Raw genomic sequence first — 12,705 nt, forward strand, 5'->3', positions numbered from 1 at the left:
GAAGGCCGATCACGCTTCCGGCGGCGTGTCGTCGTCCTCGTCGCCCTCGGGCCCGCCCGTTTCCAGGATGCGCTCGGCGATGAGGCCGGAGTTCTCGCGGATGGCGGCCTCCACCTTGCGGGCGACGTCCGGGTTGGTCTTGAAGAAGGTCTTGGCGTTCTCGCGGCCCTGGCCCAGGCGCTGGCTGTCGTAGGAGAACCAGGCGCCGGACTTCTCGACGATGCCGGCCTTCACGCCGAGGTCGACGAGCTCGCCGACCTTGGAGATGCCTTCCCCGTACATGATGTCGAACTCGACCTGCTTGAACGGCGGGGCGACCTTGTTCTTCACCACCTTCACGCGCGTCGAGTTGCCCGTCACCTCGTCGCGGTCCTTGATCGAGCCGGTGCGGCGGATGTCGAGGCGGACGGAGGCGTAGAACTTCAGCGCGTTGCCGCCCGTGGTGGTTTCGGGCGAGCCGTACATCACGCCGATCTTCATGCGGATCTGGTTGATGAAGATCACCATGGTGTTCGACTTCGAGATCGAAGCCGTGAGCTTGCGCAGCGCTTGGCTCATCAGGCGGGCCTGGAGGCCGGGCTGCACGTCGCCCATCTCGCCCTCGATCTCGGCGCGGGGCGTCAGGGCCGCGACGGAATCCACCACCAGCACGTCGATGGCGCCCGAGCGCACCAGCGTGTCGGTGATCTCCAGCGCCTGCTCGCCCGTGTCGGGCTGGGAGATCAGCAGGTCGTCGAGCTGCACGCCGAGCTTGCGGGCGTAGACGGGGTCGAGCGCGTGCTCGGCGTCCACGAAGGCGCAGACGCCGCCGTTCTTCTGCGCTTCCGCGATGCAGTGCAGCGTCAGCGTGGTCTTGCCGGACGATTCCGGCCCATAGATCTCGATCACGCGGCCCCGCGGCAGGCCGCCGACGCCGAGCGCGATGTCGAGCCCCAGCGAGCCGGTGGAGATCGTCTCGATCTCGACGGCCTTCTGGTTCTTGCCGAGCCGCATGATCGAGCCCTTGCCGAAGGCCCGCTCGATCTGCGAGAGCGCTGCGTCGAGCGCCTTGGTCTTGTCCACGGACGATCCTTCAACGAGGCGGAGGTTGCTCTGAACCACGGCGTGACGTCCTTCTGACACGGGCGGAACCGCCCTGCAACTGAGGTGAATGTACTCTGTTTGTTCTCATCCGCAAGGGCAGGAACGGCCGCGTCGGAAAAGAATCCCGGCGGCGGGGACGGGCGCTCGGCGGCCCTTGATGCATCCACCCGTTGCGGCGGCGCACCCCATGAGGGGGCACGGGCAAGGGGTTCCCTCGACGTGCCAGTCCCGGCGATGCTGATCGTCGCGGCGCTCCGTGTTCGCCGGGAAGACACCAGGGTCCTGGTGTTGGCCCTGCGGGTGCGGCCCGACAGGCGGCCATACCGACGTCCGGCGGCGCGCCAGCCGGGCTTTGGCTGGCGAACTCAGACCGCCGCGATCTCCTCGACATGGACGAGCGTCACGGTGCGGTCGGCCTCGATGGTGAAGATCACGTAGAGGGGTGGCACGCCGCCCATCTGCGCCGTGCGGGCGTATCGGAAACTGAACAGGTCGCTTTCGAATTTGTCGAAACCGAATGGATTGCGGCGCAGTCCATCGATGACGGTGTCCAACGCCGCGTCGATGATGCGATAGCCGCCGAGGCGGCTCACGCAGATTTCGAAATCCGGGCTGTAAACGATCGTCCGATGCATTTCAAAGCGTCGTCCAGCCTTTCGCCGCCGCCATGGCCCCGAAGCGCAGACGCTCCTCGGCGGCCATCCTCACGTCGGACAGGAAGGCGGCCTCGTAGGGGATCGGGTCGAGGAACTTCCGGCTCCTCCAGGCCACCCCGTGGGACAGGTCGCTCGCCTGCGTGGCCGACATGGACCAGTAGAAGCGGATCGCCTCTTCGACATAGTCGATGTCGTCGGGGCTGAACGCCCTCAGGCTCGGCGCCGCCTTGGCGATGGGACGAAGCTCGATGTACCCGTCGGCCATCTCGCGGCGCGAGAAGGCGATCGAGCCTTCGGCCTCGAGTTCGGCCAGGACGAGGGGCATTTCGAGCGGCGCAGGACCGGCGGCGAGCTTCTGATAGGTCCGGCCCGTCACCGGCAGGCGGCGCTCGGCGAAGGCCTTGAAGTCCGCGCGCCAAAGGATTTTGTTGAGCTTGACCTTTCCAAACCTTTCGGCATCGCCGCAGCGTGTGCAGACGTGGAGGACCAGCTCCCGCAGCCGGGCTTGGCCGCCTGGAAGCTCGATGCGAAAGGACAGGGTTCCACGCTCGCTCATGGTTGGACCATAGCCCGGTCTTCGGGCGGCGCCAAACCCCGGACACGCCACGGCATCGGCCCATGAAAAAGGCCGCCCGGAGGCGGCCTTCCCTGCTGCACCGCCGGATCGGCGAGGATCAGCGCGAATAGAACTCGATGACGAGGTTCGGTTCCATCTGGACCGGATAGGGCACCTCGGTCAGGCCGGGCACGCGGGTCATCGTGGCGGACTTCTTGGCGGCGTCGTGCTCGAAATAGTCCGGCACGTCCCGCTCGCCGAGCTGGCCGGCCTCGATCACGAAGGCGAGCTCGCGCGAAGCCTCCTTGACCTCGATCTTGTCGCCGACCTTCACCAGGTAGGACGCGATGTTGACGCGCTTGCCGTTGATGCGGATGTGGCCGTGGTTGACGAACTGGCGGGCCGCGAAGATCGTCGCGACGAACTTGCAGCGATACACCACCATGTCGAGCCGGCGCTCGAGCAGGCCGACGAGGTTCTGCGAGGAGTCGCCCTTCAGGCGGATCGCCTCTGCGTAGTACTTGCGGAACTGCTTCTCGGAGATGTTGCCGTAATAGCCCTTGAGCTTCTGCTTCGCCTTGAGCTGCGTGCCGAAGTCGGTCGGCTTGCCCTTGCGGCGCTGGCCGTGCTGGCCGGGGCCGTATTCGCGGCGGTTCACCGGGCTCTTCGGGCGGCCCCAGATGTTCTGGCCGAGGCGGCGGTCGATCTTGTACTTGGATTGTAAGCGCTTGGTCATCGCGTCCTCTGTTCACAAGGTGAGGAACGCGCCCTCCTCCGCCGGACCGCGAGGTCCGGCCGACAGGCAGCTCACCGATGGAATGGGAACGGCCGCGGGTGCGTCGCCGGGACCCTTGCGGCCCCAGGCAGGATCACCCCGCGCGGCCGAAACGGCGCGGCGGAGGTGAAGGCGGCTGGTTACCGGGCGGGCCGCCCCCTGTCAACCGAGGCCCGCGCCGCCGCGGGCGAGGCGCCAAGCGACGGGGCGCCGTTTCCGACGCGCCCCCGCTCAGGCGGCCCCGACGCGCGCCGGCGCGTTTCGCGGGTGGGCGGGGCCGACCTCGAGGCCCAGGTAGGCGGGGTCGAGGTCGGCGGCGCGGCCCAGCACCGCCACGTCGGGGACGGTGAGGTGGGGGCCCTTCAGGGCGATGAGCTCGTCGCGGCGGAGCTGCTGGACCACGCGGTTCACATGGACGGTCGACAGGCCCATCAGGTCGCCGAGGTCCATCTGCGTCAGCGGCAGATCGCAGGACTGGCCGTCCACGAGGCCGACGGCGCGCAGGCGCAGGAACACTTCGCAGAACAGGTGCGCCATGCGCTCGTAGGCGCTGCGGCGCCCGAGGCTCACCACCCATTCGCGCAGGACGGCGTCGTCCGTCACGGTGCTGGCCCAGAGCGCGCGGGCGATGCGGGGGTGCCGTTCCATGGCGCCGTGCAGCGCCGCGGCCGGCACGGCCGCCACCACGGCGGGCGACAGGGTGCGCACGACGTGGTCCGACGGCGACAGGTGGCCGTAAAGGTGCCGGCACAGGTCGCCGGGCACGAAGAGCCCGTGGATCTGCCGCCGGCCGTCGGACAGGAGCTTGAACCGGTAGGCGAAGCCGGCGAGCAGGAGCGGCACCGTCCCGGCCTGGCCGCCCTGGCCGATCTCGTCGTCGGCCCGGTGATGGACGGCCCCCGCGCACAGCGCGTCCAGCGCGTCGCGCTCGTCGCGGTCGAGCGGGCCGAAACGCTCCAGCTTGCGCACGAAGGCGTTGGTCATCATCGCCCCCTGGTGTGTCGTCCGATCGGACCTTAGCGTCGACACGGCCGCGATGGCAAACCGGAGGCGGCCCCCGGAGCCCGTCCGGCCGTCGGCCGGCGCGAACGCGCGCCGCCGCTCGTGCGGCGCGACGGGGACGCGCCAGCATCTCCGTCGCCCGGTGTCAGGCGGTGCGGTCGAGGGTGATCTCCATGCGGCACCGGACGCCGTCCGGCCCGAAGCCGAAGTGGGTCCGGGCGCCGAGGTCGAACGGCAGGGCCCGTTCGATCAGCTCGCGCCCGTAACCCTGGCGCATCTCCGCGACGGGCGGCAGGGCGACCCCGGTCTCGATCCAGTCCAGGACGAGGCACCGGGCGTCGTCGGGCGCCGGCACCACGTGCCAGCGGATCGACAGGCGCCCCTCGGGCGCCGCCAGGGCCCCGTATTTGGCGGCGTTGGTGGTGAGTTCGTGCACGGCGAGCGCCAGGGTCTGCACCTGCTCGACGCGCAGGCCGACCGGGGGACCGGCGACCTCGACCCGCCCGCCGTCCAGGGCGCCGTCGAGGGCGCCTTGGGCGTCAAGCTCGAGCGCGACGAGGTCGCGGAGGTCGACGGTGTCGGTCGCTGCGCGGGACACGAGGTTCTGCACGCGCCCCAGCGCCGACAGCCGCTCCGAATAGCCCTCGATCGTGCCGCCGCGCCCGATCGTCTGCCGCGCGATGTTGCGCACCACGACGAGCAGGTTGCGGGTGCGGTGCAGCAGCTCGTCGATCAGCACCTGCTGGCGCTGCTCGGCGCGGATCAAGGTCGAGATGTCGACAAAGGTCACCACCACGCCTTCCACCCGCTCCATGGCGCTGCGGTAGGGGGCGAGGCGCACGAGGAGGTGCGGGCCGGGCAGCGACCGGTCGGGCGTGCGCTCGAGCGCGCGGCCCGTCGCGAAGACCGACGCGACGTCGTCCGACAGGTTCGGCACGCCGACCCGGCTCGCGAGATCGGTCAAGGGGCGGCCGCGGTCGCCCGGCAGGATGTTGAAGATCTCGGTCACGGCCGGCGTGAAGGAGCGGATCACGAGGTTGCGGTCGAGGAACACGGTCGCCAGGGGTGTGCTCTCGAACAGGTTGCGCAGGTCGCTGTTGGCGCGGTCGAGCGCTTCGACCTTCAGGTTCAGCTCGGCGTTGACGGTGTGGAGCTCCTCGTTGAGGGACTGCAGCTCCTCCTTCGAGGCTTCGAGCTCCTCGTTGGTGGATTGGAGCTCCTCGTTGACCGACACCAGCTCCTCGTTGGACGACTTCAACTCTTCCAGCGCGGTCTCGTATTCCTCGATGAGGGATTGCAGGCGCTCGCGCGTTTCGCGCAGTTCGGTTTCGAGGTGGGCCATGGCGCCGCCGTGCTGGAGCTGGGCCCGGGTCAGCGCCGTTTCGCGGCTGAGCACCGAACCCTCGTCGGCGAACAGCACCAGGAACAGCGGCTTGTCGTCCTGCGCCTCGGCCAGGGGCTCCACCGACAGGGTCACGAGCTGGATGCGCCCGTCCTCGAGTTCGACCGGAACGCTCTCGCGCGTGACGAGGTTCTGGCGCTCCAGCGCTTCGGAGAAGGCGGTGCGCAGGTCGAGCCGCAGCCCCTTGCGGGCCATGTTGACGAGCTGGCGCGTCGGCGCGCCCGCCGCCGGCTCCAGGTATTTGCCGGTGCGGGCGGAATAGTACACCACGTCGCCGTCGCGCGTCGCCACGACGTGGGCGGGGGCGAAGCGCTCCAGCACCTGCCGCTCCACGACCTGGCGCATCGTGGCGACGCCGCCGATCTGCTGGCGCGGCGGCAGCGCCGGCGAAGCCGGGAACACCCGCGCGGCGTGGCCCACCAGCGTCGGCAGCCGCAGGGAGCCCGCATGGTCGTCGCGGGCCTGGAAGATGCGCTGCTTCTTGTCGAGCGGCGTGAACAGGTCGGCGAACTGGCTCACGCTTTCCGACGTGCCGAGAAACAGGAAGCCGCCCGGCTTCAGCGCGTAATGGAATGTGGGGATCACCAGGTTCTGCACGTCGGTGCCGAAGTAGATCAGCAGGTTGCGGCAGGACACGAGGTCGATGCGGGAGAAGGGCGGGTCGCGGATGACGCTGTGGGGCGAGAAGATGCACAGGTCGCGCACGTCCTTCGAGAGCACGAAGCTGCTGCCGTCCTGGATGAAGTAGCGCCCCCGCCGTTCGGGCGTGAGGTTGTCGAGCAGCCCCTCCGGGTAGCGGCCGGCGCGGGCGATGGCGAGCGCGCGCTCGTCGATGTCGGTGGCGAAGATCTGCACGCGCGGGACGGCGCTCATGCGCTCCATGCGCTCGCGGATCAGGATCGCGACCGAATACACCTCCTCGCCGGTGGCGCAGCCCGGCACCCACACCCGCACGGTGTCGTCGGCGCCGCGGCCTTCCAGCAGGCGCGGCACGACGATCTCGGCCAGCTTGTCGAAGGCTTCCGTGTCGCGGAAGAAGTTGGTCACGTTGATCAGCAGGTCGCGGAACAGCGCGCCGGCTTCCCGGGGCTTGCGGCGCAGGAGCTCGACGTAGCCGTCCAGCGTGTCGAGCTGCGCCACCTGCATGCGCCGCCCGACGCGCCGGTCGAAGGTCCTGACCTTGTAGCCGGCGAAGTCGTGGCCGACCTGGTTGCGCAGGATGGCGTAGATCTCGTGGCGGGTCTGGTCCAGGCGGCCCGCCCCGTCGGAAGCGTCGGCCGACACCTCGGCCATGTCGGCGTCGGCGAGGCTGCGGGCGAAGACGGCGAGGTGCCTCCCCATCTCCTCGACCGGCACGGCGAGGTCGACGAGGCCGGTCGCGATGGCGCTGCGGGGCATGTCGGAATGGAACGCGCCCTGCCCGTCCGCCACCTGGGCCATGGTGAGGCCGCCGCGCTCCTTCACCGCCCGGGTGCCGAGCGTGCCGTCGCCGTCGCCGCCCGACAGGACGATCGACGCCGCGGAGTCGCCGCAGTCGCGGGCGAGCGAAGCCAGGAACACGTCGATCGGATGGTGCTCGTGCCGTCCCCTGTCGGTCGGCACGATGCGGAGCACCCCGTCGCCGATGGTGATGCTGGCGCTCGACGGCAGCACGTAGACGGTGTCGGGCGCCACCTCGACCCCGTCCTCGGCGAACATCACCGGCATGGAGGTGTAGCGCGCCACGACCTCGGCGAGCAGGCTGGCGTGGTCCGGTCCGATGTGGGTGACCACCACGAAGCCGATCCCGCTTTCCGCGGGCATGTGGCGGAACAGCCCTTCCAGCGCCTCGACCCCGCCGGCCGAAGCCCCGATGCCGACGATGGGGAAGCTGGAACGGGGCATGGGCGGCGGACTCGCTGGCCGACGCGCCCGGGCGAGGGCGTCGCTGGACGCCGGGTATAGCACGGCGGGGCCCGGGGGCCGCGACGAACCGTGGGGTGCCGCTTCCGCCGGAACGCGGGACGCGCTACGCCCCGGCGCAGACACCGGAGACCGCATGAGCCGAGACACCGAAGCCCGGGACGCCGACCGCCTCGACCGGCTGGAAATGCGCTTCGCCGAGCAGGAGCGCGTGATCGAGGACCTCGACGCCGCCGTGACGGCGCAGTGGACCGTCATCGAGGGCCTGCGACGCCACGTGGACCGCCTGCTCGACCGCCTCGCCGACGCGGAACGGCGCCTGCCGGCCGAGCCGGACGCGCCGCCGCCGCATTATTGAGGGCTCGCGTCCCGCGGCTCCTCCCGGCGGGTCCGCCGGCGGGCCGGCCCGCCCGATGCGGGCGGACACGGGCGGGGACAGCGGCGGCCGGGCACTCGAAAGCCGGTCACGGCATCGTGCCCGGGCGCGAACCGGGGCCGCCGCGCCGGACGCCGAGGCGCGCCAGGACCCGCTCCCGGCCGCGATGCCGCGGCAGCGCCATCACATGGTCGAGGGCGAGGTAGGCGGCGGACGCGTGGCGCATCGCGTAGCCGCGGTCGTCGCAGGCCTGAACGGCGCGCCATTCGTACATCAGCACCCGCAGGGCGAGGCGCGCCACCGCGAGGTCGAACAGGGCCTCGGCTTCGGCCTCGGCGAGCGGGGCCGCCCGCGCCCAGCCTTCGGCGAAATCGGCGACGGCTTCGGCGGGGTCGGCGTCGCCGAGCCCGTAGGTGCAGGCCACGGCGAGGTCGACGACCCGCGGGCCGTGGAGGAGGTCGCCGAAGTCGATCACGCCCGCGACCGCGTCGGCGCCGTCCCGCAGGAGCACGTTGCTGCCGTTGAGGTCGTTGTGGACCGCGGCGGCCGGCAGCGCCGCGGCGGCGGGGCGCAGTTCGGCGGCGAAGCGGGCGATGAAGTCCGCGAGCCAGTCGCCGCGGCGCCGGTCCGCCATCGCGTCCGCCACCGGGGCCATGCGGTCGAGGCGCATCAGGTCCCAGGGCAGGCTGCGGCGGGCCGCGGGGTGGTCGAAGCCGCGGAGCGCCGCGCCCAGGGCCGCCGCGGCCCCGCCGACGGCGCGGCGGAGGGCGGCCGAGGGCGGGCGGGCGTCCCACGGGCGCCCGGCCACGAAGGTGGTCAGCACGGCTTCGGCGTCCCCGACCGTGCAGGATTCGGCGCCGGCCCGGGTGGGGATCAGGCGCGGCACTGCGAAGGGCGGCCCCCGCCCGTCGAGGTGGAGCAGCACGGCGCGGCCGAGCGCGCGGGCTTCCGCCGTGTCGGCGGCGTTGGACAGCTTGAGGACGGCGTGACGCCCGTCGGCACACCGGACGAGGAGGTTGCGGTCGCGCTCCCCGGGCAGCGCGCTCACGCGCGCGGCGAGGCCGTAATGGACCTGCAGCGCGTCGACGACCTCGGCCTCGCCGGCCGCCGGCGGCGGGGTGGTGAGCAGGTCCATGCCGGTGGGGGACGGATGCATGGGCGGCGCCCTCGTGGAGGTGTCGGGCAGAAATCCCCGTCCGGCGCCCCGGGTCAAGGGCCGGGGCGGAGGCCGGGCGCGGCCCGGGGATCGCGCGCCTGCACGCCGTGCAGGTCTGGGCTGCGCCCCCGCCCGCCGTCCGGCCCCGCTTCCGCCCGGAACCCGGCCCAAGCAGGATCGCGTGGGTTCGCCCACGCGATCCTGCCGCCCTTCCCTATAGGGGAGAAGCGGACGTTCGTGGGCCAACCCACGGACGTCCGCTTGGGCGAGGGTCGTCCGACGTTCCAAGAGGCACCGAACCATGACGCGCTCCATCCTGCTCCCCGCCGCCCTGGCGGGGGCCGTCCTCGCCGCCGCGGCGCTCCCCGCCTTCGCGGTGTCGATCAAGCACACCAACCGCGCCGAGGGCGACCCGGACGCAGCCGCGGCGCCCCGCGCCGGCAGCCATGCCGCCCCGCCGGCGGACACGAGCGGGACGCGCTACTTCGACAAGATGCACCAGGACGGCGAGCGCGGCTGACCGGGGGCGCCACGCGCCCGACACGATCCCGCCCTATGCGATGAGCCGAATCGCGGCCCATGACGGGCCGCGACGCAGCGTGCTCCCGACGGAGCGGCGCCCAGGCGAGGCTGGAACCCATGGTGGAGTGGTCGCGGAGATCGGTCCTGGCGGGCCTCGCCGGCGCCGCGGGGCCCGCGCTGTGGGGCGGGGCCAGGGCGCAGGGCGCGCCGGAGCGCTTCTCCACCGACGACATCGTCGACAAGGGCCACCACTTCTTCGGCTCGGTGTCGCGCGGCATCGCGCTCACCGTGGAGGAAGCGGCGCGGCGCTTCGGCCAGCCCAACGGCTACGTGCTGGGCCAGGAAGCGGGCGGCGCCTTCATCGGCGGGCTGCGCTACGGCGAAGGCCTCATGTACACCCGCAACGCGGGGGACCAGAAGGTCTACTGGGAAGGGCCGTCCATCGGCTTCGACGCCGGCGCCAACGGGGACCGCACCATGATGCTGGTCTACGGCCTGCCCTCGACGCAGGCGATCTTCCAGCGCTTCGGCGGCCTCGACGGCTCGGCCTACGTCATCGGCGGCTTCGGCTTCACGGCGCTGACCAACGAGCGCGTGGTCGTGGTGCCGATCCGCTCGGGGGTGGGGGCGCGGCTCGGCGTCGCCCTGTCCTACCTCAAGTTCACGCCGCGCCCGACCTGGAACCCGTTCTGACCGTGGCGGCGTCACCGCAGGGGATGGACGGCGGCCCGTGATCCTCGACGTCCTGGTCTTCGCGCTCGGCTTCATGGTGGCCGGGCTGCTGGCGCTGGCGGCGCTTCCGGCGGTGTGGCGGCGCGCGCTGCGCTTGTCCGAGGAGCGGCTGAGCCGGCTCGTGCCGCTGTCGCCCGAGGAGATCGCGGCCGAGCGCGACCACCTGCGCGCCGCCCACGCGGTGGCGCTGCGGCGCGTCGAGCAGCGGCTCGACGGGTCGGAAGCCGAGCGGGCGGCGCTGCGGGTCGAGGCGGCGCGGCGCGAAGCCCGCATCGCGGCGCTCGACGAGGCCGTCATCAAGGCCCAGGTGCGGATCGCGGCGCGCGACGCCGAGGTGGCGACCCTGCGCGGCGAAGTCGCCTCCCTTTGGGCGGAGCACGGCGCCGAAGCGGTCGCCCTGGACGGGCTGGGGCGCCTGGCGGAGCGACGGATGGAGGAGATCGCGGCGCTGCAGGCCGAGCGGGACGGGCTCCGCCACGAGGTCGACAGCAGCCGCGGCAGCCTGGCCGGGCTCCAAACGCGGCTGATCGGCGCCGAAGCGCGCGGCAGCGACCTCGATCGCGAACTCGCCCAGGCGCGGCGGGACGCGGCGGCGGAGCGGGACACCCGGGCCGCCGAAGCGCCGGCGCCGGACGTCACCGCCGAGATCGAAGCGCTGAAGGCCGAACTCGCCTTCATGGCCGAGCAGGCACAGTCGGCGGAGCGGCGCGCGACCGCGAGCGCCATGGCCCACGAAGCCCTGAAATCCGCAGCCCTGAAATCCGAAGCCCTGAAACGCGACGCCGTGGGATCGGCGGCCGAGGGGCGCGCCGAGGCTGGGCCGCCGCCCGCCGCCCCTCGGGACGATGCGGCGCTCCGGGCCGCCGTCGCGGCGCTGGCCGACGAGGTGCTGCGCGCCGCGAAGTCCTGAGCAGACCGTCGTGAGTCGGCGCAGGCCTTTCTGCTCAGGGGCAGGTGGCGTAATGCTGCCGCAGCACGTCGTAGCCCATGATCTGCGGCTTGCCGGACGGCAGGCCGCCGTAGCGGCTCTTGAGCCACTGCTGGACGAAGGGCGGGTACACGTCCGTGATGGCGTCGCCGATATCGGTGATGGCCATCGTGCCGGTGAGCCCCTTCACGGGCTGGTGGAAGCCGAAGCGGGCCCCGGGCCCGACGCAGATCCTGTCCGGCGGCAGCGCCAGGATGAGGGCACAGGCCGAGATGCAGGTGCCCGTGACCCTGACGCGGGTCCCCGCCGCGTCGTAATCGATGACGCGCGACACGTGCGCCCGGATGTTGCCGCCGTTCTGCCCCGCGATCGTGACCACGGCGGCAGGCGGAGGCATGTCCATCTGGTTGTTGGCGCCCGGCACCGGCGACACGCCGGTGAGCGCCATCACGATCGCGAGTTTGTCCGCCATGCTCATGGAAGCGACGCTCCGCCCGGTCCCAGGTTCAACCGGGCGTCATCCTGGCCCCATCCGTCCCCTTTGGCCAGCGCCGGCGACCCTCATGGATGCCAGGGCGGGGCTTCGGCCGCGGCGGCCTCGCGGTTGTGCTGGTCGATCGTCTGCAGCAGGCCCCCCAGGGCTTCCGGAACGCCGATGCCCGCCACGGCGGACAGCTTCAGCGGCTGGCGCTTGGCGGCGCGTTTCAGCCGGGCCATCTGGGTCTTGAGGGTTTCGGGGTCGACGGCGTCGACCTTGCTCAGCGCCACGATCTCGGGCTTGTCGATCAGGCCCGCCCCGTAGGCTTCGAGTTCGTGGCGGATGGTCTTGTAGACCTCGCCGGCGTGGTCGCCGGTGGCGTCGACGAGGTGGAGCAGCACGTTGCAGCGCTCCAGGTGGCCGAGGAAGCGGTCGCCGAGGCCGAGCCCCTCGTGGGCGCCCTCGATCAGCCCGGGGATGTCGGCCAGCACGAACTCGCGGTCGCCGACGCGCACGACGCCGAGGCCCGGCTTCAGCGTGGTGAAGGGGTAGTCGGCGATCTTGGGCTTGGCGGCCGACACGGTGGCGAGGAAGGTGGACTTGCCGGCGTTGGGCAGGCCCACGAGCCCGGCTTCCGCGATGAGCTTGAGCCGCAGCCACACGGTGCGCTCGATGCCCTCCTGGCCGGGGTTGGCGCGGTAAGGGGCCCGGTTGGTCGAGGTGGTGAAATAGGTGTTGCCGAAGCCACCGTTGCCGCCCCGCGCCAGGGTGATCTTCTGCCCCTCCTCGGTGAGGTCGGCGAGCAGCGTTTCGCCGTCCTCCTCGAAGATCTGGGTCCCGGCCGGCACCTTGAGCACGGCGTCCGAGCCCTTGCCGCCGTGCCGGTTCTGGCCCATGCCGTGCATGCCGGTCTTGCCCTTGAAGTGCTGCTGGTAGCGGTAGTCGATGAGGGTGTTGAGGCCCCCCACGCATTCCACCACGACGTCGCCGCCCTTGCCGCCGTCGCCGCCGTCGGGGCCGCCGAATTCGATGAACTTTTCGCGGCGGAACGAGACGCAGCCCGCGCCTCCGTCGCCCGAGCGGATGTAGACCTTGGCTTCGTCGAGGAATTTCATGGGGTCGAGATAAGCGTTCGCG

General features: G+C 71.7%; 13 protein-coding genes. 4 read left to right on the top strand and 9 right to left on the bottom strand.

Annotated elements, in window-relative coordinates:
* Positions 1–9 precede the first annotated feature (9 nt).
* The 6 genes from recA to D3273_RS02740 all read right to left on the bottom strand — a co-directional run bounded on the left by recA (position 10) and on the right by D3273_RS02740 (position 7,358).
* Positions 10–1,101 carry a recombinase RecA gene (recA, locus tag D3273_RS02715; RefSeq protein WP_129223262.1) on the bottom strand — a complete coding sequence of 364 codons (1,092 nt, stop codon included), beginning with the start codon at positions 1,099–1,101 and terminating at the stop codon, positions 10–12.
* Positions 1,102–1,448: 347 nt separating this feature from the next.
* On the bottom strand, positions 1,449–1,676 hold the full coding sequence (locus D3273_RS02720) for a hypothetical protein (RefSeq protein ID WP_129223264.1): 228 nt from the start codon (positions 1,674–1,676) through the stop codon (positions 1,449–1,451).
* Positions 1,677–1,719: 43 nt separating this feature from the next.
* Entirely contained in the window at positions 1,720–2,295 is a 576-nt protein-coding gene (locus D3273_RS02725; RefSeq protein ID WP_129223266.1) for a Panacea domain-containing protein, read from the bottom strand.
* Between the two features lie 118 nt (positions 2,296–2,413).
* A complete protein-coding gene (gene rpsD / locus D3273_RS02730) occupies positions 2,414–3,031 on the bottom strand; it encodes a 30S ribosomal protein S4 (RefSeq protein WP_129223268.1) in 618 nt (205 codons plus the stop codon).
* Between the two features lie 270 nt (positions 3,032–3,301).
* Complete coding sequence (locus D3273_RS02735; protein ID WP_165359354.1) at positions 3,302–4,054, bottom strand: Crp/Fnr family transcriptional regulator; 753 nt, start codon at positions 4,052–4,054, stop codon at positions 3,302–3,304.
* Positions 4,055–4,217: 163 nt separating this feature from the next.
* Complete coding sequence (locus D3273_RS02740; protein ID WP_129223272.1) at positions 4,218–7,358, bottom strand: CheR family methyltransferase; 3,141 nt, start codon at positions 7,356–7,358, stop codon at positions 4,218–4,220.
* A gap of 154 nt (positions 7,359–7,512) precedes the next feature.
* Here D3273_RS02740 and D3273_RS02745 point away from each other — a divergent pair, with 154 nt between their 5' ends.
* On the top strand, positions 7,513–7,734 hold the full coding sequence (locus tag D3273_RS02745; RefSeq protein WP_129223274.1) for a SlyX family protein: 222 nt from the start codon (positions 7,513–7,515) through the stop codon (positions 7,732–7,734).
* Between the two features lie 106 nt (positions 7,735–7,840).
* On the opposite strand, the gene D3273_RS02750 is transcribed toward D3273_RS02745, so the two are convergent.
* Positions 7,841–8,908 carry a phosphotransferase gene (locus D3273_RS02750; protein WP_165359355.1) on the bottom strand — a complete coding sequence of 356 codons (1,068 nt, stop codon included), beginning with the start codon at positions 8,906–8,908 and terminating at the stop codon, positions 7,841–7,843.
* Positions 8,909–9,209: 301 nt separating this feature from the next.
* Between D3273_RS02750 and D3273_RS02755 the strand changes: the two genes are divergently transcribed.
* The 3 genes from D3273_RS02755 (at position 9,210) to D3273_RS02765 (ending at position 11,072) form a co-directional block, all read left to right on the top strand.
* Entirely contained in the window at positions 9,210–9,428 is a 219-nt protein-coding gene (locus D3273_RS02755) for a hypothetical protein (protein WP_129223278.1), read from the top strand.
* 119 nt (positions 9,429–9,547) lie between these two features.
* On the top strand, positions 9,548–10,123 hold the full coding sequence (locus D3273_RS02760; RefSeq protein ID WP_129223280.1) for a DUF1134 domain-containing protein: 576 nt from the start codon (positions 9,548–9,550) through the stop codon (positions 10,121–10,123).
* Positions 10,124–10,160: 37 nt separating this feature from the next.
* Positions 10,161–11,072, top strand: coding sequence for a coiled-coil domain-containing protein (locus D3273_RS02765; RefSeq protein ID WP_129223282.1), 912 nt, complete (start codon positions 10,161–10,163; stop codon positions 11,070–11,072).
* Between the two features lie 34 nt (positions 11,073–11,106).
* On the opposite strand, the gene D3273_RS02770 is transcribed toward D3273_RS02765, so the two are convergent.
* Both D3273_RS02770 and obgE read right to left on the bottom strand, forming a co-directional pair.
* The gene (locus tag D3273_RS02770; RefSeq protein ID WP_129223284.1) at positions 11,107–11,568 is read right to left on the bottom strand and encodes a hypothetical protein; all 462 of its coding nucleotides are present in this window, start codon (positions 11,566–11,568) and stop codon (positions 11,107–11,109) included.
* An 83-nt stretch (positions 11,569–11,651) separates the two neighbouring features.
* The gene (gene obgE / locus D3273_RS02775) at positions 11,652–12,683 is read right to left on the bottom strand and encodes a GTPase ObgE (RefSeq protein ID WP_129223286.1); all 1,032 of its coding nucleotides are present in this window, start codon (positions 12,681–12,683) and stop codon (positions 11,652–11,654) included.
* Between the last annotated feature and the right edge of the window lie 22 nt (positions 12,684–12,705).

The organism is Lichenibacterium minor, assembly GCF_004137685.1.
Classification (GTDB): domain Bacteria; phylum Pseudomonadota; class Alphaproteobacteria; order Rhizobiales; family Beijerinckiaceae; genus Lichenihabitans; species Lichenihabitans minor.

What these genes read in the sequence shown, in the direction of transcription:
- D3273_RS02725 (WP_129223266.1), bottom strand. Translation starts at nt 2,295, where the DNA reads ATGAGCGAGCGTGGAACCCTGTCCTTTCGCATCGAGCTTCCAGGCGGC.
- rpsD (WP_129223268.1), bottom strand. Translation starts at nt 3,031, where the DNA reads ATGACCAAGCGCTTACAATCCAAGTACAAGATCGACCGCCGCCTCGGC.
- D3273_RS02735 (WP_165359354.1), bottom strand. Translation starts at nt 4,054, where the DNA reads ATGACCAACGCCTTCGTGCGCAAGCTGGAGCGTTTCGGCCCGCTCGAC.
- D3273_RS02740 (WP_129223272.1), bottom strand. Translation starts at nt 7,358, where the DNA reads ATGCCCCGTTCCAGCTTCCCCATCGTCGGCATCGGGGCTTCGGCCGGC.
- D3273_RS02745 (WP_129223274.1), top strand. Translation starts at nt 7,513, where the DNA reads ATGAGCCGAGACACCGAAGCCCGGGACGCCGACCGCCTCGACCGGCTG.
- D3273_RS02750 (WP_165359355.1), bottom strand. Translation starts at nt 8,908, where the DNA reads ATGCATCCGTCCCCCACCGGCATGGACCTGCTCACCACCCCGCCGCCG.
- D3273_RS02755 (WP_129223278.1), top strand. Translation starts at nt 9,210, where the DNA reads ATGACGCGCTCCATCCTGCTCCCCGCCGCCCTGGCGGGGGCCGTCCTC.
- D3273_RS02760 (WP_129223280.1), top strand. Translation starts at nt 9,548, where the DNA reads ATGGTGGAGTGGTCGCGGAGATCGGTCCTGGCGGGCCTCGCCGGCGCC.
- D3273_RS02770 (WP_129223284.1), bottom strand. Translation starts at nt 11,568, where the DNA reads ATGAGCATGGCGGACAAACTCGCGATCGTGATGGCGCTCACCGGCGTG.
- obgE (WP_129223286.1), bottom strand. Translation starts at nt 12,683, where the DNA reads ATGAAATTCCTCGACGAAGCCAAGGTCTACATCCGCTCGGGCGACGGA.